Here is a 22992-nt window from a genome sequence, read left to right on the forward strand (position 1 = left end):
ACTGGCTGAACACGACGATGACACCGGAACGGACGGACACCGGCAGTCTGGTTACTGTGATGAGCGATACGGTTATTATCGTGGTCCCTGTTGACGCACCTGTGACGGTTGCACTCAACAGAGACCGCCTCGTGGATGCGATGGAAACGCAGGCGGCGATCGGCGGAACAGACGACGGCGGGCTACACCGACTCGCGCTCTCCGACGAAGACAAGGCCGTGCGAGACTGGTTCGTCGAACAGCTTCGAGCGCTGGATCTGACCGTCCGGGTCGACGCGTTCGGCAACGTCTTCGGTCGGCGTTCGGGAACGGATCCCGACGCGTCCCCTGTCCTGATCGGCTCGCACCTCGATTCACAGCCCAACGGCGGCATCTACGACGGACAGCTCGGCGTCGTCGCGGCGCTCGAACTCCTCCGGACACTCGACGACGAGGACGCTGAGACCGCCCACCCGATAGAGATAGTCAACTGGACCAACGAGGAGGGGTCACGGTTCCAGCCCGGGCTACAGGGAAGCGGCGTGTGGTCTGGCGAGTTCGATCTGGAGACCGAGTACGACCGCACCGACCGCGACGGCGTTCGCCTGCTCGACGAGCTAGAGCGCATCGGCTACCGAGGCGACGCCCCCGTCGAACCCGCCGAACCGTACGAGGCCTACTTCGAACTCCACATCGAACAGGGTCCTTACCTCGACGAGAGCGAGAACGACGTCGGCGTCGTGACCGGGGTCGTCGGACTCTCGTGGGGCGAGGTGACGTTCACGGGCGAAGCCAACCACGCCGGGAGCACGCCGATGCACCTGCGTCACGACGCGAGCGTGCCGGCGGCCGAGCTACTCGCTCACATCAGACGACTCCCCGGTCGGCTCGGTGAGCGGACCGTCGCCACGGTCGGCTCCGTCGGCGTGACGCCCGATTCGATCAACATCATTCCGGAGACGGCCACGGTGACGTGGGACGTCCGCGATCCGACAGACGAAGTGGTGGACCGAGCGGTCGACCGACTGTCCTCGGAGGCCGAGGCGGCCGCAAACCGAGAGGGCGTCGAGTGCGAAATCGAGGAAACGGCCCGGACCAGAAGCGCCGAGTTCGACGACCGGTGCGTCGAGACCGTCCAAGACGTCGCCGACGAGTTCGGCTACGAGAGCATGCGTCTGTTGAGCGGCGGGAACCACGACGCCTCTCACGTCAACGAGGTGTGTGACACCGCGATGGTCTTCGCGGTCAGCGAGGGCGGAAAGAGTCACACGCCCGAGGAGTTCACGAGCTGGGACGACTGCTATAGGGCGGCGAACACCGTCGCGAACGCCGTACTCGCGACCGCGACGTCGACGGCTGACTAGCCGTTCCGATAGAAGACGAAGAGCGCGCACCTGAGACGAAGAGCACGCGCCTGATCTATATCATCGCGACGGAGCCGCCCTCGCCCTCCGCGGACGAGGAGGCCTGCGTCGAGTCGAGTTCTCAGGCCGAGAGCGCGTCCGAGACGCCGTGACTCCACCGGAGCACGTCCTCGTCGGCGCCGAGTCGACCCGCGAACTGAACGCCGAGAGGAAGCCCCTCGTCCGTCGTGCTCGCAGGGACCGTGACCGTGGGGAGGCCGGCGTGCGTCCACGGGAGGTTCATTACCGGGTCGCCCGTGCTGTCGATTCCCTCCGGGGCCGATCCGGGCGCGGCCGGCGCGATCCACAGATCGATCCCACAGTCGTCCATCGAGTCGGTCAGGTCACCGCGGAGTTCGCCCCGACTCCGTCGCCCGACCGCGACCGTCTCCATCGTCGCCTCCAGCCCCTCTACTATCAGGTCGCTCGTCTCGTCGGCGTACCGCTCGCCGTACTCGCGGTACCAGTCCTCGTGTGCGACGGCGGCGTCGGCGGCGACGAGCCGCTTGTGCCGCTCGTTGACGGCGTCGATGTCGGACATCGCGTCGACGCGGACCACGTCGTACCCGGCCGCGGTCAGCGCGTCGAGGTGGTCCTCGAACGCGTCGAGTGCGGTATCTGAGGCCTGTTCGAGGTACGCGCCGTCCGGGACGCCTATCGTCGGACGCTCCGTCGGCGCGGGCAGCGTCCGCCACGAATCACAGAGCAGAGGCGCGACGAGGCTCATCCCGGCGGTGTCCTGCGTGAAGACGCCGACGTGGTCGACGGACTCCGACAGCGGGATGACGCCTTCAGTCGAGATTCGGCCGAAGCTCGGCTTGTATCCCACCACTCCGCAGAACGCCGCCGGCCTGATCACCGAACCGATCGTCTGCGTCCCGAACGCGACCGGACACAGCCCGGCCGCGACCGCCGCCGCCGACCCGCTGGACGACCCGCCGGGGGTCCTGTCCGTGTCGTGCGGGTTCCGGGTGGGTCCGGGCGACATGTGCGCGAACTCCGTCGTCACCGTCTTACCTAACACGAGCGCGCCGGCGCGCCGAAGCGCCGTCACCGCGGCCGCCTCGTCGCCCGTGATCACCCCGGGCGGGAGATCGGAGCCGGCTCGCGTCGGCAGCTCCTCCACGTGGAAGATGTCTTTCACCCCGACGGGGACCCCGTACAGCGGCGGCCGGTCGGCGGGGTCCGGATACCGCTCGGTGAGCGCGGCCGCCTGGTCTCGAAGACGCTCCCACCGACCCTCCTCGGCGACCAGCGCCTCGATCTCCGGGTCGACGGCCGCAGCCCGCTCTTCGAGTTCGTCCACGTACGCGTCGAGGTCGATCCGCCCGCTCCGCAGGTCGTCTGCGACGTCCGCCAATGGCTCTTGGTGTAACACGGCAGTAGCTGTCACGTCATCCCTTGTATATCGGTCGCATTCGCTATATGTTGCCGCTACATGCTCGTCGCCCCCGTGAGCGACCGCTCGTCCCGGGCCTCGTCGCTTCGCGTCTCCCGCCGGAACACCTATGCCGGCCTCCGTCCTTGCGGCGGACGATGGAGCCAGACAGTTCCGGCGAGGTGCGGTTCCTCTCACAGGAGGCAGCGATCGAGGCCGGCGCGACGGACGCGAGTCGCTGCGTCGAACGGATGGACGACGTCTTCGAACTGTACGACCGAGACCGGGTGGTGATGGGCGAGAACGGCCACTACCTGCACGGGCACATGACGACGTTTCCGGACGGGCTGGCAGCCCCCGACGCCGAGCGGCTCCGGCCGGGGAGTCGGTTCGGTGCGATGCCCGCGTACGTCGGCGGCGACATCGACGCGGTCGGCGTCAAGTGGTACGGCTCCGTCACCGCCCGGCCGGACGAGGATTCGGCACCGCGCTCCGGCCCCGTGCTCGTCTTGAGCGACCCCGACACCGGCCGACCGCTGACCGTGATGGACGGGGCGGTCGTGAGCGGTATGCGGACCGGGGCGATGGCGGCGCTCGGGGCGCGATACCTACAGGGCGAGCGCGCGACGACCGCGGCGATACTCGGCCCCGGCGCGGTCGGACAGACGTCGGCGCTCGCGCTCGACGCGACCCTGCCGTCGCTCGCGGAGATACGGATCTACCACCCGGACGAGTGGAAGGCGACCGCCTTCCGCGACGCGATGAACGGACGGCTCGCGGCGTCGGTCACGGCGACAGACTCGATCCGAGGGGCCGTCCGCGGCGCAGACGTCACCGTCGCCGCCGCGTCGCCGGATCCGCCGCCGCGGATCGACGCCTCGTGGCTCGACGACGACTCGACCGTGATCCAGCTGGGCGACCTCCGCGTCGACCTGCACGCGTTCGACGACGACCGCGTGTTCTGTGACGTTCGCCGGCACCCGCTGGAGTTCGAGCGGCAGGTCGGCTGGGAGTTCACCGCCGCGTACGCCGCCGCCGTCGAGAGCGACGACGGCCCGCTCGCGCTCTCCGACGTCCGCGCCCTGCACGAACTCGCCGCCGGGACCGACACGAAACCGACGGCGGGGCGGTCGATCCTATCGTCGCTCGGGCTGCCGATGGAAGACGTCGCGTGGGGTATCGAGGTGTACCGGAACGCGGTCGCTGACGGCATCGGACGAACGCTGTCGCTCCGATCGGAGCCGCACTTCGGGCCACCGTACTGAGGACCACTCGGATCAGTTGGTGTGTCTCCCTGTGTGTTTTAGGTGATTTAATCAAAGCACTTTTGTAGGCGTGTTTCCCCCGGATTGTTGATGGATATCGCCAAGAAAGTTTCAGATAACGCGCTAGTGCGCGCAATATCTGATCAGAGTCGTGTGAAAAACGTCGGGGACAACTACATCGTCAGGAACCTCTGGGGAGGTATCCGCTCGATGGTGAACGACCGGATGACCGCCTTCTATTTCGGCATCCTCGTCACCATCCTCCTGATGGGGGTATTCGGTCCGATGCTCGCTCCCTACGGCGTCGAGGAGATCCACTTCGACCCGCAGACGGGACAGATGCTTCGGGCGGAACCCCCGTCGCTCGCGCACCCACTTGGAACGACGTTCAACGGGTACGACGTGCTGACGAGGCTGTTGATCGGTGCTCGTCCCACCGTCCTCACCGGCATCATCGGCGGCGGCATGATCCTGTCGATCGGGACCGCCATCGGCGTGACTGCCGGCTACGTCGGCGGCCGCACCGAGACGCTGTTGATGCGCTTTACCGACTTCGTGTACGGCGTTCCGCTGATCCCGTTCGGGATCGTGCTCATCACGTTCCTGGGCGTGGGGTTCATTCCGTCGATCATGGTGATCGGGTTGATACTCTGGCGCGGTGCCGCCCGGGTGATCCGGGCGCAGACGCTGAAGGTGAAACAGTACCCGTTCGTGCAGGTCGCCAAGGCGAGCGGCGCGAGCACGCCCCACATCATCTTCAAACACATCCTCCCCAACGTGGCCCCGATGGCGGTGTTCTTCCTCTCGCTCGGGGTTGGGTACGCGATCATGCTGCAGGCGAGCCTGACGTTCCTCGGCGTCGCCGACCCGTTCATCCCCTCGTGGGGAGTCATGATCCGGAACGCGTTCAACTCCGGGTACATGTCGACCGCGTGGTGGTGGTCGGCCCCGCCGGGCCTGCTCATCGCGATCACGGTGCTGGCCACGTTCATGTTCGGACGCGGCTACGAGGGAGGCGACAGTGAGACCGCAAACAACGCGATCGCAGCCTAACATGAGCGAGCCACTACTCGAAGTCGACGACCTCACCGTACAGTACGAGACCGACGACGGCATGCTGACGGCCACCTCGAACGCCTCCTTCAGCATCTCCGAAGGGGAGTTCTTCGGACTCGCGGGCGAGTCCGGCTCCGGAAAGAGCACGCTGGCGAAGGCGATCATCGGCGGGCTCGACGACAACGGTCAGGTATCGAGCGGGACGATCACCTACCGCGGCGAGGAGATACAAGACCTCTCCGACAAAGAACTCAGTCAGCGTATCCGCTGGAAGGAGATCTCGTGGATTCCGCAGGGCGCGATGAGCAGTCTCGACCCGCTCCAGCGGGTCAGCGAGCAGGCGCTCGAGATCGGCAACGTTCACACGGACCTGCCGGACGAGGAGATCCGGGACAAGCTCAAGGAGACGTTCGACATCGTCGGTCTCCAAGAGAGCCGGATCGACGACTACCCACACCAGTTCTCCGGGGGAATGCAACAGCGAGCTATCATCGCGCTCGCGCTGTTCCTCGAACCGGAGCTCGTCATCGCGGACGAGCCGACGACGGCGCTCGACGTGATCATGCAAGACCAGATCTTCACGTACCTCGACCGGCTGAAAGACGAACTCGACATCAGCCTGCTTCTGATCACCCACGACATCAGCGTGATCTTCGAGTCCTGTGACAGCGTCGCCATCATGCACGCGAGCCAGATCGCCGAGCGCGGGACGACGGACGCGGTCCACGCCAACCCGCGGCACCCGTACGCGTTCATGTTCAAGGAGGCGTTTCCCGACATTCGCGAGCCGAAGCGGGAGCTCGAGGTGATCGAGGGCCACCCGCCGGAGCTGATGGGCGAAGTCGACTTCTGTAGCTTCGCGGACCGCTGTCCGTGGGCCGCGCCGGAGTGTCGGGAGGGAGCACCGCCGACCGAGTCCGTCGAAGACGGCGATCCGAGCCACGTCACCGCCTGCGTCCGGAAGGAGGAGGCATACGAGATGTACCGGTCCGACGCGTCCCCGATCGACGACGGATCCGGGGCACAGAGCATCGCACAGATGGGAGAGGTGGACTGACCATGAGCGCGAACCAGCCCGTGTTGGAGATCAAGAACCTCAAGAAGTACTTCGAGGGCAACACGGACATCGTCGACATGATCATGCGTCGCGAGCCGTCCCAGATTCAGGCGGTCGACGGCGTCTCGATGACGCTGCAGGAAAACGAGTCGGTCGCCGTGATCGGCGAGAGCGGCTGCGGGAAGTCGACGCTGTTGCGCACGCTCATCGGGCTCCACGACATCTCGGCCGGGGACATCGTATACAAGGGGACTCCCGTCTCCGAGTTCGACAAGGCGGACTGGAAGGAGTACCGGCGGAACGTTCAGGTGATCTTCCAGGACCCGTTCAACTCCCTGAACCCGAAGATGACCGTCCGGGAGTCGCTCGCGGAGCCGCTCGACATCCACGGGATCGGGAACAAAGAGGAGCGGGTGCGAGAGGTGTTAGAGCAGGTCGAACTCCAGCCGGCAGAAAAATACCTCGACCGGAAGCCGACGAACCTCAGCGGCGGCGAGAAACAGCGCGTCTCCATCGGCCGCGCGCTGATCCTCGACCCGGACGTCATCCTCGCCGACGAGCCGGTGTCGATGCTCGACGTCTCCACGCAGGCCGCGGTGTTGACGAAGATGAAGGAGCTGATCAACGACTTCGACGTCTCCATGATCTACATCTCACACGACCTCTCGACGGTGTCGTACATCGCCGAGACGGTGAAGGTGATGTACCTCGGTCGGTTCGTCGAGTCCGCACGGACGAAACGGCTCCTCGAAGATCCCAAACATCCGTACACCGAGGCCCTCGTCTCGGCGATCCCGGTGCCCGACCCGACGTACGACCGGGAGCGGACCGAGATGTCCGGCGCGCCGCGAGACCCGATCGACATCGGCGAGGGGTGTCGGTTCAGAGACCGGTGTCCGGAGGTCATTCCGCCGGACGACATCGAGATCGACCAGCAGGCGTACCGGGAGATCATGTCGTTCCGGGAGTTCCTCGAACGCGAGGAGGTCGGCCTCGAACGGATCGAAAAGATCGTCGAGGTGAACGAGCGGTCGGCGCTCGTCGACGCGGTCCAGCGCGAGTACTTCGACCACGAACTCACCGGGAAAAACGAGTCGACGCTCCGCTCGGCGCTCACGTCGCTGGCCGACGGCAACGAGGACCTCGCCATCGAGCGCCTTCGCGAGCGGTTCGAGAGCGTCTGTGAGACCACTCCGCCGGAGGTCGAGGCGGAGCCCGAGTGGCACGTCGCGTGTCACCACCACACGGAGATCGACCGAACGACGGTCGCGGGTGGCGGGGGAACGGACGCCACGGGTGACAGCGGATCGGACGCGACCGGAAGCGTGGCACACGCGGAGCACCAATGAGAGCACGTACCACAGAAACGATGGACGCGGCGCGGAGCACCGGCGATCACGAAAGAGGCGGACGCGACGGCGGGGGTGAGCGGTAGATGTCGTCGCTGCGGCGGTATTTCGCTGTCCGGTCGGTACAGACCGTGATGATGCTGGCGCTCGTCATGACGGCGCTTTTCGTGCTGTTCCGGTCCATGCCGGGAGACTTCACCGCACAGATGGCGGCCTCGGGGGCGAACGAGGAGGCGCTGCAGGCGATCCGCGAGCAGTGGCACTTAGACGAACCGTTGTACATGCAGTATTACCACTACCTCGCGAACCTCGTGCAGGGGAACCTCGGGGAGTCACCGGTGTACCGCGTGGACGTGTGGGAGTTCACGAAGCTCCGCATCTTCAACACGTTCATCCTCGTCGCGCCGGCGATGACGTTCACGTACGTGATCGGCGTCGCGATCGGAACCGTGGCGGGGAGCAACCGCGGGAGCGCGTTCGAGCGCTTCGGAACCGTCCCGATCATCGGCGTCGGCTCCTCGCCGGCCTTCTTCACCGCGATCCTCCTAGTCATCGTGTTCGCTGTCTGGCTGAACCTGTTTCCCACCTCGGGGATGACGTCTCCGGGGTCGACCGAGGGGCTGGCGTGGTGGGAGCCGTACCTCACTCGTGACTTCGCCGCCCACTACGTCCTCCCGTTCACCGCAGTGGTCTGTCGGTACCTGTTCATCCCGACGCTGATCATGCGCAACAGCGTCGTCGAAGTGATGGGCGAGGACTTCACGGAGTACTACCGGCTGACCGGGCTTCCGACGCTGACGCGGCTCCGGCACATCGCGAAACACGCCAGCATCCCGGTGCTCACTATCTACCCCGTCTCGCTCGCGCGCGCTCTCGGCGGGCTCGTGCTCATCGAGACGGTGTTCAACTGGCCGGGGATCGGCTTCACGCTCGTCGAGGCAGTGCTCGCGCGCGACTACCCGACGGTGCAGTTCGTGTTCTTCGTGGTGGCGGCGTTCGTCATCGTCTCGAACTTCGTCGTCGACCTCGTGTACGGGGTGATCGATCCGCGAATCCGGCTCGAAGGATAGGCGGCCTATCGATCCGGCTCGGTTTACGAAATCCAACAGCGGCGGCACTCAATATTGTTTATATTCACTAATTACGCACATAGTGCTACAGTCTATCGATTTTAGACGAAAAATTTATAAGCTACCCAGATAGTGTTGTGGTATGGCTGCTCACACCAAGCAGACCGGCGACGGCGAGAGATCGATCGAACGGAGAACGCTCCTTCAGGCGCTCAGCGGGGCCGCAGCAGTCGGCCTCGCCGGCTGTTCCGGCGGCGACGGGGGCGACGGCGGCAGCTCGTCCGGATCCGACGGCGAACTGGGCGAGCGCGTCTCCACGCTCCAGATGGAGTACTGGTCCGACTACGGCGGCTTCACCACCACCCAAGAGCAGATGGCCCCGATAATCAGTCAGGGGATCGAGAGTCTGGGGACCGGTGTCGACATCGTCCCGAAGGACCTCGGGACGAACACGGGCCAACAGGCGAACGACTCGAACCGCGCCAACAACATCTCGTTCACGTGGTGGGTTCCGGCGGCCGACCGGCTCGACCCGCAGGAGCTTCTGAACAACATGCGGCTCGACTGGGCGGGCGCGAACGGCAAGAGCAACACGTCGAACTACGCCGACTGTGAGTACACGCGGCGTCTGATCGAACAGACGAACGCCGAGACCCCCGAAGAGCGCGAGGAGGGATTAAACGAGACGATCGCGTACATGTCGCAAGACTGTGCGATCGACAACCTCTGTCCGGTGGCGAACATCGGCGCGTGGCGGACGGACATGGTCGAGATAAACGGGATCGGAACCGGGGGGCTCGCCCGCTCGAACGCGGAGTGGCTCTTCAAGTCGGAGCTGACCGACGGCGAGGAACTGATCGTCGGGATCGACCCGATCGCGACGGAGACGACGAACTGGATGACGCACACCGCCTCGATGCCGGAAGCGATGTGGCAACACATGATCCACTCGCCGGTCCACAAGTACAACGAGGACTTCGAGGTCGTCGAACTCCTCGGGTCGGTCGACGTGGTCGGCAGTCAGGAGGTCGTGGTCGAGCTGTTCGACGACGCGACCTTCACCAACGGCGACCCGGTCACCGCACAGGACGTGAAGTTCACCTTCGAACAGATCCTGCGCGGCGGCGACGCGGGCGCGTACCCCGGCGCAGCGCCGGTGCCGTACGACGCGATCGAGGCCGTCGACGAGCAGACGGTCCGGTTCACGTTCACCGAACCGTACATCCCGTTCGCCGAGACGACGCTCATGCGCTGGGGGATCCTCCATCAGGAATCCTTCGAGGAAGCCGGCGCGGTGGAGAATCCGGGCGACGCGACGTTCGAGACGCCGATCGTCTCGTCGGGGCCGCTCGAAGTCACCTCCATCCAGCAGGGACAACGCGTCGTCACGGAGCCGCACGACGGGCATCCGGAGTACCAGGTCGCACAGCCGGTGATCTTCGAGGCGTACCGGAACGAGGAGTCGATGATCAACGCGCTGGGGGCCGGCGAGGCCCACGTCGGCGTGGAGATCTCACCGCCCAACGCGACGCGGGTGAACGAGGAGATCGACAACGCCAACGCGGAGTTCACCGGGACCCACACTTCCTACAACCTCCAGTACATCTGTCACACCGCGCCCTGCAAGTTCACGGAGTTCCGCAAGGCCGTCGGCGCGTCGGTCAACCGGGACCTGCTCGTGAACACCGCGTTCGACAACCGCGTCGAACCGGACATGTTCCCGACGTACATCTCGGAGAACCACCCGCGGTTCCCGCCCGAGGACATGCTGTACGAGCACCCCGATTCGGGCGGCGACGTCGAGGCGGCCCGCGCGATGCTCGAAGAGGAGGGATGGGGATGGGACGGCGACGGCAACCTTCACTACCCGCCGGACGCAGACCTCGATCCCCTCTGGCCCCAGGGCGAGGTCCCCTCGGCGGAACAGTTCCCCTGCATCGACGAACTCGGCTTAGACCCCTGAGATGTCCGGAGAATCGAGTCTGCAACCCTCGAACACCGATCCAATCACACGATGACGACTACAACCGACACCGTCGACGAACTGCTGACATCAGGCGTATTCGAGGCGACGCCGTCCGGGCTCGCTCCGAGCGAGGAGTTTCGCGAGACCGTGTCGGACCGCACCACGGCGATCGCAGAGGGCGGCGGCGACGACGCGCTCGCGGACCTCCCGGACCCGCCTGACGCCCTGCCCGCCGACGCCGATCCCGAACTGCTCGCGGCCTACGCGACCCTGCGCGAGCGGCATCCGAGCGTCTCGTCGACGCAGGCGCTCGTCACGGCGGTGCTCCTCACGTCGTCGAACCCCGGCCAGCCGCCTGCGTCGGGGGCCCCGAAGGGGTTCGTCCCGGTTCACGGCGAGGACGCCGTTCGGCTCGTCGACCTGTGTGACCGATGTGTCGTCTACGTCTGGCGTCAGGACTGTCGGCCGTGCGAGGCGATCCGGCCGAATCTGAGCGAGGTGTTCGGCGCGGATCCCCCGGACGGCGTGCTCGCGCTGTCGGTGTACGGTCCCGACTGTGCGACGCTGCTCGACGCCGAGTACGACGTCGTCGGTGGGCCGACGACGCTGTTCACGCTGGAAGGAACCGTCGACGCCCGGTTCGTGGGCGTCGCCGAGACCGACGCGCTCGAACGCGAGATCGACACGCTCCGAGAGCGCTCCGTCTCGTCGTCGTAGCTCGCCGCCGGCACCCACCGCCCGACGACCGGTCGCGCGTACTGCGGGGGAGCGTCCCGAAAGGACAGCGGAGCGGGCGGGCGTCCGAAACCGATATCGCCCCGCGACCTATTCTCACAGTATCAATGGAACGAGTGACGAAGGGACGACTCGCCGACTACGACGTTCTCGTGCTCGTCTCCCTCATCTGGTTTCTCGCGAAGTTCGTGCGGTACGCGTTTCCGCCGCTTTTCGGACCTCTGCAGGCGACGTACGGGATCAGCAACGCCACCGTCGGAAGCGCGTTCACCGGGTTCATGATCGTGTACGCGCTCATGCAGTTTCCCAGCGGCGTGGTGGCAGACTGGATCGGGTCGGTCAGAATCGTCACCCTCGGCGTGACCGTCGCCGGTGTCGGCGCGTTGGCCCTGGTCGTTGATTCGCCGTTTCCGGTGCTCGTGGCGGCGATGCTCGTCATCGGTGCCGGTACGGGCGTGCACAAGACCGTCGCCGTTCGACTCATCGCCCGGACGTACCCCGAGCGGACGGGCCGTGCCCTCGGCATACACGACACGCTCGGTACCTTCGGCGGCGTGGCCGCGCCGACTGCGGTCGTGGTGTTTCTGTCCGCGCCACCCGTTCTCGCGCGGGCGCTCGACGTGCTGCCCGGTGCCGACTGGCGGGCGGTGTTCCTGAGCACCGCCCTCGCGGCGCTCGCGCTCGCAGTGACATTCGGGCTCCGATTCCGCGGAAGACTTCCCGACGACAGGCGCGAACGCTCCCGGCCAGCCGGAGCGAATCCGGGAATCGGCGCGTACCTCGAACTCCTCCGGGACGTGCGCTTCGGCGCGTTCGTGTGCGTCTCCATCGGTGTGGCCTTCGCGAACAACGGGCTGTTGGCGTTTCTCCCCCTCTACCTCTCTCGGGTGTCGGGCCTGTCGACGACGACTGCGAGCCTCCTGTACTCGCTGTTCTTCTGGATGGCGTTCGTCCAGCTCGTCGCCGGCGACCTCTCCGACCGAGTCGGTCGGTTTCCGGTGCTCGTCGTCACGGCCGCCCTCGCTTCGGCCGCTCTGTTAGGGATCGTGTTCGTTCCCGACGCGGGCCTGATCGCGCTCTGCATGCTGATCGCTCTCTTCGGTCTGGGTGCCCACGGCTTCAACCCCGTCCGCGGCGCGTATCTGATGGAACTGCTACCCGACCGGCTCACCGGCGGGGGACTCGGTATCTTTCGGTCGCTTCTGATGGGCGTGACCGCTCTCGCTCCGAGCGTCGTCGGACTCGTCGTCGACGCGTCGAGTTTCCGGGTCGCCTTCGGACTGCTCGCGGCCGTACTTGCGGTCGCCACTTCCGGTGCGGTGGGACTATGGGTGACTGAATCCGGTACGGCCCGCCAAACTTGATATAGCGATATACAATTTATTTGATCCGCACTGACCAGTTTTGTCCTCTCGTTTGGACCACAGTCACCGTACGAGAGTCACTCGAATACTGAATACATATTCGCCTCGTACGTCTCACGAACTTGGTTCCCCCAATCGTGCGTGTACGTGTCTATCACGTCGTCGGCGACGTCGCCGCGGAGGTACTTGACGACCCCGCGGTCACCGGTTCGGTCCCGGAGATGCGTGGTGAAGAAGTGCCGAAAGTAATGCGGTGTGACGTTTTCCGTGGCACCGCCGCCGGTTCGGTACCACCCCGCTTCTCGGGCGTATCGCTCGACGATGTGCCGCACTGCTTGGGGGTCGAGTCGCGATCCCCACCCCTCGGCGGTGCCGACGAAGAGCGGATCGGCCGACGAAGGGCAGTCGGGCCGGATAGCGAGCCACGATTTGAGGGCCTGCGCCAACTCGTCGTCTACGGGGATCACGGTGCTGCGCTTCCGCTTGTTCGACGCCGAGCGGATCTCGCCGTTCAGCTCCTCTCCGACGGTCGCATCAGGCGTCACATACACCGAATTCGGTCGATCTCCGAGCACCGGTCTGGTTCCGAGATCGTACGTCTCGTCCAGCTCCTCGTCAGTGACTGTGACGTCACGGAGATCGAGGTTACAACACTCACCGACCCGCATCCCGGTCTTCAAGAGCGTCACGACGAGAGCGCGGTGAAGCGGATGGGTGATGCCGGAGACGAACGTTCGCATCGCGGGAATCGAAATGTCCCGGCGGGCCGGGTCCGTGTCGATCGTTTCGTCCATCTCTTCGACGACAAGCGTCATCGGATTGCCGTCGAACGCGCCGACCTCGGTCATATACCCGTAGAATCGGTGCAGATACGCCGCGTACGTCGCTACCGTGCTGTCGGCGAGTTCACCTCGGAGCGAGTGAATGAACGCCATACAGTCGCGGTGCGTGGCCGTCTCGGGGGTGGACGTCTCGTCGAGAAACGACTCGAATCGCCGGAGCACGCGCTCGTACGACTCTCGCGTCCGGGAGGTCTTCCCGTGGTAGGTCAGGTCCTCGATGAAGTACTCGATCGGATCGCCGATGTCGGCGGGCGCGCGCGTGCTACTCATCGGCGAGCGCGTACCCCCCTCGCCGGCCGTTGTATCTGACGCGGTTCCGATCTTGGAGCGCGTTGAGTGCGTCTTCCAGTTGATCTTCGAAATCGCCGAGCAACGCCTCGACCAGTTCGTCCCACGACTGCGGTCCGTCAGCAAGAACCCGTTCCACCTGTGTTTCGAGGTCGTGACTCCCAGGGGTTTCGTCCGCAGAAGTGGCCTCCGACGTGTTTGACGGCTCTGATAGCGAAAATCCCCGTCTGCCGGCCTGTACCATCGTCCTGACGAACTCGCTTTGTGACATTCCCAGTTCGTCCGCGTGGGCCTGCCATCGGTCTTTCTGCTCGGCAGGCACGTAGGTTTTCACCGAGCGGCGGTCGTCGCTCATCTCGACAGTCCGTTTTTGCGCCGGCGACTTTAAGCTATCCCACAATCGCGGATAAGTAAGTTTATCTTTAGATATAGTCCCGTCTAAACGGTGGGTGAATACAATTATGCGATATTCTAGGCACACAAGTATAGATAAATGTACCTAGAATACAAGATATTCTTTAGTCGCTCTACTGCACCGCTCTCGCGTTTCGTGTGTCGGTTTCACAAGGCGACTTCTCAGTGGAGGCGATCTCGGTTTTCACGTGGATCATCGAGCGACAGGGATCTCCGACGGGGTAGCGCGTGTCAGACGTCGTGCATGGTGTTGCTCGCAAGCGGTGGCACCGTAGCCGACGGACTATCATACCTGGTGGAACCGATACGATCGCCGCCATCGGTAGAGGCGTAGATGCTGTTCCGACCGGCGGAGCACGTTGCATTCTCGGTAATCCATCTCTATTCAAGCGATCTGAGCAGTTCAAGCTAGTCTCGCTTTCACGACACATAGAAGCTCGTCGAGCGAAGACACGATCGAAGTAAACGATGCGGAAGTCAACTCGTGGAAAGAGCGGGTAAGTGCGCGCGTTGTAGCGCTCGGCATCGATATCGATGTCGAAGATAGCATGCCGTCCCCCCCCCACGCACGCGGTCACTCTGTCGATTTCGACGACGGATAGCTCTACGAATCTCTAGGCCGATAGCTTCCGACTGGCTGTGATTCGGAACCCGTCTGGACTACCGTGTCTCGACGGTCTCGGCCGATTCAACTTGTCCGAACGCGTAACAGATCAAAGCACTATATAAAATCGAGAGGTACAACAGAGAGCGTCGAACGGCGGAACCGCTGACAGTCGTAGAGCACGTAGGCTTTAGATCAGCAGCTCAGTTATATTCCTCCCGAATCATCTGTGACACACACCACGTATATCTTATACCGCTATACGAACTCGGACACCAAGGCCGCCAGCCGTTGACGGTTGAGTCCGACTGGGGCGGAGGTCGGTCGTGTCTACCAATATTTAATCGGCGTCGACCACGGTGAGCGCGACTCGATGAACGCCCTTCAGCGGGCGGATTCTGGACAGAAGCTCCTCGATCCGCTCGCCCGTTCCGTCGACCGCGATAGACTCAAGACAGAGGTCGCCGCTGAGGTGGACGTGGTGCACGGCGATGATCGTCTCCGTGAAATCGTGTTGGAGTTCGGTCATCTCGTCCGTCACCCCGCCGTGGTGGTGATCGTAGAGTACGACCACCGTGCCGCGGCGGCTCCCGGTGAGGTCCCTCTGTCGATTGAACTCCGTGACGAACGCTCGTAGTGCGTCTCTCGTCGCTTCCGATCGGCTGTCATACTCGCCGGTGTCGACGACTGCGTCGAGTTCCGCGAGGAGGCTCGGCGGCAGCGTGACGCTCATCCGATCGACGTCTTCGCCCATGACAGCGTTGTGTTCCGTCGGTCAGGTAATATAACCGCGGTGCCGGTGCTCGTTATCTCGACCGCGACGAATCGATCATTCGTCGAAGTGGCCGTGTGTATCTCGGCTGGACATCCTCATATAGTATTACGATTAAGAGGAAAAGTATTATCACCGCGTTGGATCTGGGTGGACGTACGCATGCATATCCCGGACGGCTTCCTCGATCCGCTGGTCGCGGGTCTCTTCTGGGTCGGTTCCGGCATCGCCATCGGCATCGCCGTGAGGCGTGCCCGTCGCGAGCTCGGTGACGAGCGGACGCCGCTCCTCGGCGTCGTCGCCGCGGGACTGTTCGCCGCGCAGATGTTGAACTGGCCGATTCCGGGCGGCACGAGCGCCCACTTCGTCGGCGGCGCGTTCGCCGGAATCCTCCTCGGTCCCTCCCTCGGCGTCCTCGCGATGACCGCCGTCGTGACGATCCAAGCCCTCGTGTTCGGCGACGGGGGGATCATCGCCCTCGGCGCGAACCTCTTCGCGATGGCCGTCGTCGACGTGCTCGTCGGCTACGCGGTCTTCCGCGGGCTGAGGGGCGTTCACGAGACGGGTGCCGCCTTCGTCGCGGGCTGGGTGGCGGTCACTGCGAGCGCGCTCGCGGTCGGCGCGGGGGTCGGTGCCTCCTCGGCGTTCGCGTACGAACTCGGCGTGACCGTGCCGATCATGGTGGGCGGACACGCGCTCTTGGGGACGATCGAGGGAGCGATCACGGCCGCCGTGTACGGCTACGTCGCGGACGCTCGACCGGACCTCGTTCTCGGACGGACCGCCGACGAGGGGCTCTCGCCCGAGGTGGGCCTGTGAAAGCGCTCACCCGGAACTCGTGGGGACGACGGGCGCTCCTCTTGCTCCTCCTTCTCGTCGTCCTCGCGCCCGCCTTCGGCTGGGCGTCGGGCGTCGTCGGGTACGCCGAGCCGCTCGAAAACGCCGCGGAGGCCACCGGCGCGGCCGACGAAGCGAGCCCTCTCATCTCCGGACCGTTTCCTGACTACTCGGTGCCCGGTCTCGGCGCGCCGGCGGGAACGCTCGTGTCGGCGGTCGTCGGGACGACGCTCACGCTCGTGTTCGCGCTCTGTGCCGGGAAGCTGGTCGAACGGTGACCGGCGTCTTCGGTCGATCCGTCGCGTCGATCGCGGGAGCGCTCCGGGCGGTCTTCGCGGCCGAACGGGTCGCCGCGAGCGACGGGTTCCTCCAGCGGCGCGACCCGCGTGTGTCGCTGTGTTCGCTCGCCGGTCTCGCGCTGGCGGTGATGATCACACGGACGGCCGCGGTGACGCTCGCGTTCGGCGTCGTGACGGTCGTGTTAGCGAGGACGTCTGCGGTTCCGCTCCGGCGCCTCTTCGCTCGGTCCGCTGCAGTCCCGCTCGTGTCAGCGTTCGTCGTTCTCCCGCAAGCGGCGTTGATCCCCGGGGACGCACTGATCGACGTGGCCGGCGTCGCGATCACCGACGCCGGCGTCGCGTACGTCGTCTCGTTCACGCTCCGCGTCGGCGTCGGTGTCGCGCTCCTGTCTCTCGTCGTGTTGACGACGCCGTTTTCGTCCGTGGTCGCCGCGATGCGTGAGCTTCGGGTTCCGGTGGCGCTCGTGTGGGTGATCGCTGTCACCTACCGGTATCTGTTCCTGTTCTTCGACGAACTGCAGCGGCTGGTCCTCGCTCGAAACAGTCGAACGACCGGGCGAGGGCTCTCCGGCGGCTGGCGCGACGCGAGGCGGATCGCGGGGACGTTCCTGCTTCGAACGCTCGACCGCGGCGAACGGGTCGGCCGCGCGATGCGAGCCCGCGGCGGTGCTCGCCCTCCGTCGCCGTACGGTCGCCGGCAGGCCGCCGATCGGTACGACTACGCGCTCGCCCTCTGTTCGGCCGCAGCGGTCGTCACCGCGGGGGTGATCCGATGGATCCCGTGATCGACGCGCGGGCGCTGACATACGAGTACCCGGACGGAACCACGGCGCTCCGCGACGCGACGCTCTCGATCGACCGCGGCGAACGAGTCGCGGTCGTCGGCGCGAACGGGTCGGGAAAGAGCACGTTACAGCTCGCTCTCGGCGGGCTGGTCGATCCGTCGGCGGGGACGGTTCGGTACTTCGGTCAGACGACGGACGCCGAACGCGTCAGGGACCGACTCGGCGTGCTGTTGCAGGACCCGGACGACTACCTGTTCAACGCGACCGTTCGCGAAGACCTCGAATATGGACCGGCACAGCTCGGAACGTCGCGGCGGGCGGCGGACGAGCGGATCGCCCGGCTCGCGGCGGAACTCGGACTGACGGACCTGCTTGACCGGCCGCCGTTTCGGCTCTCAGGGGGCGAAAAACAGCGGGCCGCGGTGGCGAGCGTCCTCGCCTTCGACCCGGACGTGCTCCTCCTCGACGAGCCGTTTGGAGCCGTTGACGCTCACTATCGCGAACGCGTCCGCGAACTGGTGGGAGACCACGAGGGGACCGTGATGGTGTTCACGCCGTCGCTTGACCTCGCCGCCGAACTCGCCGACCGCGTGATAGTCGTGGGACAGACGGGATCGATAGCGGCAGACGGCCCCGCGAGAGCGGTCTTGACGGACGTCTGCCTGTTGCGGGAGAACGGCCTTCGACCGCCCGCACCCGTGCGATTATTCGAGGGGATTCTCGACGCCGACGAGATGCCGTTGACCACCGCGGCGGCGCGGCGATTCCTCGTCGACGAACTGGGTAGAGAGTCGTCTGACCCTTCGACGACCCGCTGACCGACGCGCTCAGACTCGGATGTCCGACGCGGCCTCGTCGACGGCGACGACCTCTGCTGCGCGGTCGACTCCGGCGTCGCTTTCGGCGGTGTTCCGCATCAGCACCGTCTCGCTGGGGAAGAGGTGCTCGCCGACGACGAGGCCGTGGTCGCGGGCGGTCGACCCCGTCACCGTGAGGTACACGCCGAGTCCCGTCCGCGCGACGGCCGCTTCCTCCTCTTCGTCGGCAGCGGGATACACGAACTCGACTCCCTCCAGCGCGTCGGTTCCCAGGACGGCCGTGACCAGCCGCTCGTACCGCGGCGAGATGCAGAGGGGTCCGGTGTACGACGCGAGGAACTCGCGATCGAGATCGGTTCCGAGGTCGAGTTCCGACGGCTGTCCCATGAGGGTGTGATACACCGTGTCTCCGAGGCCGTTGACGACGCGGACGTCGGTGTCCACCGGGTCGATCCGCTGGTTGACGTCGGCGATGGTTCCCAATCCGTCGGGCTCGATCCCGACGACCTCCTCTAAGACGAGGTCCGCGGAGTCGAATCCCAGCGCGAACTCGTGCGTCCGGAGGGCGCGGAACGGCTCCTCGCGACCGACGAGTTTCAGCCGAACGCCTCCGAGGTCGACCGTCGCCGCGTCGAAGACGATCCGGCGCGGCTTCCCGTCGCGGTCGTCGCGCATCAGCGTGAACTCGGGGCTGTTCGGCTCGCCGGGATGCGAGTAGTCTGCCAGCCGCTCGTACGGCCCGTCGTCGGCGTCGGTCCGTCCCTTCGTGATCGACTTCTCGTACCGGAGCGTGTTGCTGACGCGGTCCGCGAGGCGGTCGAGCCGATCGTCGTCCCCCACGTGGGCGATCCGTTCGAGGACCGCTTCGAGCGGTCGCCCCTTCCGAGGAACGGCGACCGGAACCGGGTCGCTCATTGCCGGAAGTGCGTCGCCGCGGGTAAAACGGATTGCGTTTTGTCTCCGACGGTTGTGCGGCCCGAGTCCGCCGACTCTCGGTCCGTCTGCCTCTCCCTCGGTCTACGGACCGAACGCTTCGTTGAGCCGCTTTCTGAACGCTTCGAGCTCTTCGAGGTGGTCGTCTATCTCGTCGAGTTCGGCCTCGATGTCGTCGAGGTCGTCGCCGAGCCGGTCCTCGACCTCGGTCAGCCGCGTGTCGACCTCGGCGAGGTCGTCCCACAGGTCGTCGAACTCCTCGTCGAACCGGCCGAGCCGCGATTCGACGTCGTCGACCCGGCCGTCCGTGGCGCCCAAGTCGGATTCGACGGCGTCGAGCCCGTCGGACACCGCCTCCACGTCGTCGGTGAGTCCGGCCACGTCCTCTGCGATCCCGTCCGTTTCCTCGTCGATCCGAGCGATGTCAGTCGTCGCAGCCTCGACCGACGCTTCGACGGAGTCGACGGACGCCTCGACGGATTCGACGGACGACTCGACCCCGTCGACGCGGCCGTCGACCTCGGAGACGTCGTCCGCCACGTCGTCGACCGCTTCGTCGACGCGAGAGACGTCGTCGCGCAGTTCGGCCCGGGCGGCCTCGGCGTCGTCCGCCCGGTCGTCGAGCGTCGAAACCGTCGACTCCACCGCGTCGATCTGGTCGTTCAGGTCTTCGAGTATCTCGCGGGCGGTCCCCTCGCCGTCGATGAACTCCGCGAGCGCGTCGGCGTACGCCTCGATGTCGGCGACGCTCGACTGCAGCCGGCCGATGCGAACGTCGACGCTGCGCGGTACGCCGCCGTCGAGTTCGGCCTCTATCGTCCGGATGTCCTCGGGGTCGGCCTCGCCCGACCGGATCTCCGCGGCGAGCGCGGCGGCGACGCCGTCCTCGACGCCCGCAGCCGGTCGGTGTTCGTCCGGTGTCGCCGCTCCGTCGTCCGGTTCGGGCGCGTCGGTGAGACCCGGTTCGTCGCCCGGTTCGGGCCCGTCGTCGCGGTCCGGCTCCCCGTCAGGTTCGCGTTCCTCGTCCGCCGCGGTCGTCTCCGCCGATTCGTCCGGAACCCCGCTGTCGGCGTCGTCGCGAGGCGTGACCGCAGCCTTGCGGCCGTCGCCGACCGTTCGCGGCGCGGGCGCGTCTCGCTCCGCTGGCTCTTCGGACTCGCGACCGGTCGCCTCGGGCTCGGTCTCTGCGTCTGTCGCGCCGGCCGCGTCAACCGCGTCGGCTGCGTCCGCTCCCTCTGCGCCGAGCGGCTCCGACGCGTCGTCGTCTTCCGCGGGTGCCGCGTCGCCGGCGTCGACCGCCTCCGGTGCGCTCTCGACCGTCTCTTCCATCCCGGGCAACGTCGTCCGGTCGCCGGCCAGAACTTCCCTCACGGCGTCGGCGTCGCCCGCGCCGAGCACGTCCTCTATCTCCTCGCCGACGGGGACGTGTTCGATCACCGGCGCCTCTAGGAACCCGTCGAGGTCGGGGTCCTCGTCTCGGATTCCGAACACCGTCTCGACCGCCTCGCCCGACTCCAGCACGCGCTCGAACTCGACGCGGTGGTCTTTGTACGCCGTCCAGTTGTCGCTCTCGTAGTCGGGATGGAACCCGATCCGGTCCATCGGGAACGACTCCGGTATCTGATCGACGATGCGCACTCGTACGGCGTCCTCGCGGTCGGAGGAGAGGTCGTACCTCACCGCCGGCACGGGGAACGCGTCCTCGGTGAAAGACTTCTCGACGCGGACGCCGTCTTCGTCGACGGTCGTCCCGCCGTCCGTCCGTTCGCTCATACGACTCCGTCCCGGAGCAGGGGCTTAAATTCCACGGGCCGGGTGTCGGTCGTGATAACGGCGCGGCCGAGATCCGGGCACCGAGCGACGACCGTTCGCCTCACAGATCGATCCTGTCGCCGATCTCGACGATCTCGAGCTGGTTCGGGTTCTCGAAGCTCCGAACGTGCTCGTGAAGCGCCGTCGGGTCGGCGGTGAGCCCCTTCCACATGTCCCAGTGTGTCGGAACGAGCCGATCCAGTTCGAGGTCGTTCGCCGCCGCCGCGATCTGGTTCTCGTCGCTGTACCACTTCGTGCGGACCGGTTCGCCGGTCTCCTTGTCCGGTACGGCTCCGACCGACCCGAACGCGAGGATGCCGAGGTCGATGTCGAACCGCTCTGCGAGATCGGGAAACGAGTCGGACGGCTTGCTGTCGCCGGCGTGAAACAGGGTCCCGGCGGCGTGTTCGATCACGTAGCCGACCGGATGCGTCGCGTCCCCGTCTTGCGTCTCGACGACGTGAACGGTGAACTCGCCGATCCGAACCTCGTCGCCCTCGGTGACTTCGGTGAATGCCCCTTCGTCGACGTCCCACTCGTCCGTCCACTCCTCCTCGCGGGCGATCGCGATCGAGTCGTCGGGCGCGATGAAGTCCGCGTCGGTGGCCGCGAGGATCGGCGCTTGCGACGGCCCGTGGACGTGGTCTGTGTGTTCGTGAGTAGCCAGCACCGCGTCCGCGGAGTCGACGTCTGCGGGGTCGAACGGGACCGGGATCATCCGCACGGTTCGCGGCGGGTCGCCGGTTCCGACGTACGGATCGATCCAGAGGACGGTCCCGTCGCGTCCCTTGATCGCGAACCCGTTACAGCCCAGGTACCACAGCGCCACGGTGTCGGGGTCGGCCGCGTCCACCGCTCGCGGCAGCCAGTCGCCCCAGTCGGAGTCGGTCATGGCCGACCGTGCGGGTGCGCGCGGGGTAACCGTTGCGGAGTTCGCGACAAATCTGTGCCGCACGACGACGCGAACCGATCTCGACCGCACACGTATAGTACATATCGCGATATAAAATCTACTGTCCTGAAGAGGCACGTCCCAAAGAATTCCAACGGATCTCACTAGTGTAGTTCTTCGACGAGCGCAGCAACCGCCTCGTCGACGAGATCGCTGTCAAGGCCACCTTGCCAGAAGTCGATGTCCTCGTGGTCGATCGATTGGACTCCCCACGGAACAATCCGGCTCACGTCTGGGGTCCCACCACGAAGCCAACTCCCACCAGGAATGTCGATCAGGATGTCCATCCAAGATTTCGACTCAACGTGAGCGCGATATACTGCTCGCCGTGGAATGGACGACCTTCGTGGTTCGAGAGAATGAGCCAGGGGGGAGCGTCTTCCTCGCCTTTCAACGGATCATCTCCGTAGACGACGTCGCCACGCTCGAAAATCGGCCCCTCTTCGTCTGTCACTGTTCGTCCTCGACGCTCGGATGCGGTTCCTCGGGTGCGTGTTCGCGCCAGGACTCCTTGTCCTCTGTACCGAGTCGCTGGTTGAACAGGGCGGTCGCTCGTTCGTACCCACTGTATCCGTCGAGCCGCTCTGTGTCGTCGGTTATCGCCCAGTACGTCGCTTTGTGTTCGACGAGATCGCGGTCCTTCAGTCTCGAGAGCGCGGTGCTGACCGCGCCCTCATCGAGACCGATCTGAGAGGAGATCTCGCGGGCCTTGAACGCGCGATCATCGTTGGCGGCGAGAAATCCGATGACCTGATCCGGGATGGAAAGCTCCTCGAGTTCGTCCTCACTCGTCTTCTCGAAGGTATCTCGGTCGATGGACCTCGTTGAGCAAAAATACGGTGTCAACCGTAACGAGAGTTAGGTATGAAATCGACGAAAATACTGAAGGAGATGCTTCGCCCGTAGCCTCGTCGAAGCAGTTCGAGAATCGTATACATTGAGACGGCCAGCCTCAATACTGTCTTGTCTGCCGGCGCGTTCCGAACAGCCGCGCGTCCCAACAACGACACGTCT

The 22992-nt window shown here is 65.5% G+C and carries 21 protein-coding genes and 1 pseudogene; 13 read left to right on the forward strand and 9 right to left on the reverse strand.

What is annotated here, in order from left to right:
- Positions 1 to 101: 101 nt before the first annotated feature.
- Complete coding sequence (locus NO930_RS09485) at positions 102 to 1343, forward strand: Zn-dependent hydrolase (protein ID WP_137783221.1); 1242 nt, start codon at positions 102 to 104, stop codon at positions 1341 to 1343.
- A 121-nt stretch (positions 1344 to 1464) separates the two neighbouring features.
- Here NO930_RS09485 and NO930_RS09490 read toward each other — a convergent pair whose 3' ends face one another.
- Complete coding sequence (locus NO930_RS09490; RefSeq protein ID WP_256403287.1) at positions 1465 to 2775, reverse strand: amidase; 1311 nt, start codon at positions 2773 to 2775, stop codon at positions 1465 to 1467.
- A gap of 143 nt (positions 2776 to 2918) precedes the next feature.
- Between NO930_RS09490 and NO930_RS09495 the strand changes: the two genes are divergently transcribed.
- The 8 genes from NO930_RS09495 (at position 2919) to NO930_RS09530 (ending at position 12622) form a co-directional block, all read left to right on the forward strand.
- Positions 2919 to 4025 (forward strand): Rossmann-fold NAD(P)-binding domain-containing protein, encoded by a 1107-nt coding sequence (locus NO930_RS09495; protein WP_256403288.1) that lies wholly within the window; start codon positions 2919 to 2921, stop codon positions 4023 to 4025.
- A gap of 210 nt (positions 4026 to 4235) precedes the next feature.
- The gene (locus tag NO930_RS09500) at positions 4236 to 5078 is read left to right on the forward strand and encodes an ABC transporter permease (RefSeq protein ID WP_256403289.1); all 843 of its coding nucleotides are present in this window, start codon (positions 4236 to 4238) and stop codon (positions 5076 to 5078) included.
- Between the two features lies 1 nt (position 5079).
- The gene (locus NO930_RS09505) at positions 5080 to 6138 is read left to right on the forward strand and encodes an ABC transporter ATP-binding protein (protein ID WP_256403290.1); all 1059 of its coding nucleotides are present in this window, start codon (positions 5080 to 5082) and stop codon (positions 6136 to 6138) included.
- A 2-nt stretch (positions 6139 to 6140) separates the two neighbouring features.
- Complete coding sequence (locus NO930_RS09510) at positions 6141 to 7487, forward strand: oligopeptide/dipeptide ABC transporter ATP-binding protein (protein WP_137783990.1); 1347 nt, start codon at positions 6141 to 6143, stop codon at positions 7485 to 7487.
- An 86-nt stretch (positions 7488 to 7573) separates the two neighbouring features.
- Positions 7574 to 8557: an ABC transporter permease gene (locus tag NO930_RS09515; protein ID WP_137783989.1), complete on the forward strand. Its 984-nt coding sequence runs from the start codon at positions 7574 to 7576 to the stop codon at positions 8555 to 8557.
- A 142-nt stretch (positions 8558 to 8699) separates the two neighbouring features.
- Complete coding sequence (locus NO930_RS09520; protein WP_256403291.1) at positions 8700 to 10520, forward strand: ABC transporter substrate-binding protein; 1821 nt, start codon at positions 8700 to 8702, stop codon at positions 10518 to 10520.
- Between the two features lie 51 nt (positions 10521 to 10571).
- The gene (locus tag NO930_RS09525) at positions 10572 to 11240 is read left to right on the forward strand and encodes a TlpA family protein disulfide reductase (RefSeq protein ID WP_256403292.1); all 669 of its coding nucleotides are present in this window, start codon (positions 10572 to 10574) and stop codon (positions 11238 to 11240) included.
- A 134-nt stretch (positions 11241 to 11374) separates the two neighbouring features.
- The gene (locus NO930_RS09530; RefSeq protein ID WP_256403460.1) at positions 11375 to 12622 is read left to right on the forward strand and encodes an MFS transporter; all 1248 of its coding nucleotides are present in this window, start codon (positions 11375 to 11377) and stop codon (positions 12620 to 12622) included.
- 77 nt (positions 12623 to 12699) lie between these two features.
- On the opposite strand, the gene NO930_RS09535 is transcribed toward NO930_RS09530, so the two are convergent.
- The 3 genes from NO930_RS09535 to NO930_RS09545 form a co-directional block, all read right to left on the reverse strand.
- Positions 12700 to 13734 (reverse strand): tyrosine-type recombinase/integrase, encoded by a 1035-nt coding sequence (locus tag NO930_RS09535; protein WP_137783394.1) that lies wholly within the window; start codon positions 13732 to 13734, stop codon positions 12700 to 12702.
- Entirely contained in the window at positions 13727 to 14107 is a 381-nt protein-coding gene (locus NO930_RS09540; RefSeq protein ID WP_137783395.1) for a DUF5805 domain-containing protein, read from the reverse strand. Before NO930_RS09540 ends, NO930_RS09535 begins: the two co-directional genes overlap by 8 nt.
- 1003 nt (positions 14108 to 15110) lie before the next feature.
- Positions 15111 to 15524, reverse strand: coding sequence for a CopG family ribbon-helix-helix protein (locus NO930_RS09545; protein ID WP_137782955.1), 414 nt, complete (start codon positions 15522 to 15524; stop codon positions 15111 to 15113).
- A 180-nt stretch (positions 15525 to 15704) separates the two neighbouring features.
- On the opposite strand from NO930_RS09545, the gene NO930_RS09550 reads away from it, so the two are divergent.
- From NO930_RS09550 to NO930_RS09565, 4 genes are read left to right on the forward strand one after another with little or no spacing between them, the layout of a single operon-like run.
- On the forward strand, positions 15705 to 16361 hold the full coding sequence (locus NO930_RS09550; RefSeq protein WP_256403293.1) for an energy-coupling factor ABC transporter permease: 657 nt from the start codon (positions 15705 to 15707) through the stop codon (positions 16359 to 16361).
- The gene (locus tag NO930_RS09555) at positions 16358 to 16657 is read left to right on the forward strand and encodes a PDGLE domain-containing protein (protein ID WP_256403294.1); all 300 of its coding nucleotides are present in this window, start codon (positions 16358 to 16360) and stop codon (positions 16655 to 16657) included. Before NO930_RS09550 ends, NO930_RS09555 begins: the two co-directional genes overlap by 4 nt.
- Entirely contained in the window at positions 16654 to 17463 is an 810-nt protein-coding gene (gene cbiQ / locus NO930_RS09560) for a cobalt ECF transporter T component CbiQ (protein WP_256403295.1), read from the forward strand. Before NO930_RS09555 ends, cbiQ begins: the two co-directional genes overlap by 4 nt.
- Positions 17451 to 18281 carry an energy-coupling factor ABC transporter ATP-binding protein gene (locus tag NO930_RS09565; RefSeq protein WP_137784496.1) on the forward strand — a complete coding sequence of 277 codons (831 nt, stop codon included), beginning with the start codon at positions 17451 to 17453 and terminating at the stop codon, positions 18279 to 18281. The genes cbiQ and NO930_RS09565 overlap by 13 nt, the downstream gene beginning before the upstream one ends.
- 9 nt (positions 18282 to 18290) lie before the next feature.
- On the opposite strand, the gene NO930_RS09570 is transcribed toward NO930_RS09565, so the two are convergent.
- From NO930_RS09570 to NO930_RS09590, 5 genes and pseudogenes are all read right to left on the reverse strand, one after another.
- Complete coding sequence (locus NO930_RS09570; RefSeq protein ID WP_256403296.1) at positions 18291 to 19196, reverse strand: phosphoribosyltransferase HisG-related protein; 906 nt, start codon at positions 19194 to 19196, stop codon at positions 18291 to 18293.
- A gap of 102 nt (positions 19197 to 19298) precedes the next feature.
- Positions 19299 to 20987 carry a hypothetical protein gene (locus tag NO930_RS09575; protein ID WP_256403298.1) on the reverse strand — a complete coding sequence of 563 codons (1689 nt, stop codon included), beginning with the start codon at positions 20985 to 20987 and terminating at the stop codon, positions 19299 to 19301.
- A gap of 100 nt (positions 20988 to 21087) precedes the next feature.
- Positions 21088 to 21918 (reverse strand): MBL fold metallo-hydrolase, encoded by an 831-nt coding sequence (locus NO930_RS09580; protein ID WP_256403299.1) that lies wholly within the window; start codon positions 21916 to 21918, stop codon positions 21088 to 21090.
- Between the two features lie 164 nt (positions 21919 to 22082).
- Positions 22083 to 22432 (reverse strand): annotated as a pseudogene (locus NO930_RS09585) (type II toxin-antitoxin system PemK/MazF family toxin).
- Positions 22429 to 22824, reverse strand: coding sequence for a MarR family transcriptional regulator (locus tag NO930_RS09590; RefSeq protein WP_256403300.1), 396 nt, complete (start codon positions 22822 to 22824; stop codon positions 22429 to 22431). Before NO930_RS09590 ends, NO930_RS09585 begins: the two are co-directional and overlap by 4 nt.
- Positions 22825 to 22992: the final 168 nt, after the last annotated feature.

It is taken from the genome of Halorubrum salinum (assembly GCF_024494575.1).
Taxonomy (GTDB): Archaea; Halobacteriota; Halobacteria; order Halobacteriales; family Haloferacaceae; genus Halorubrum; species Halorubrum salinum.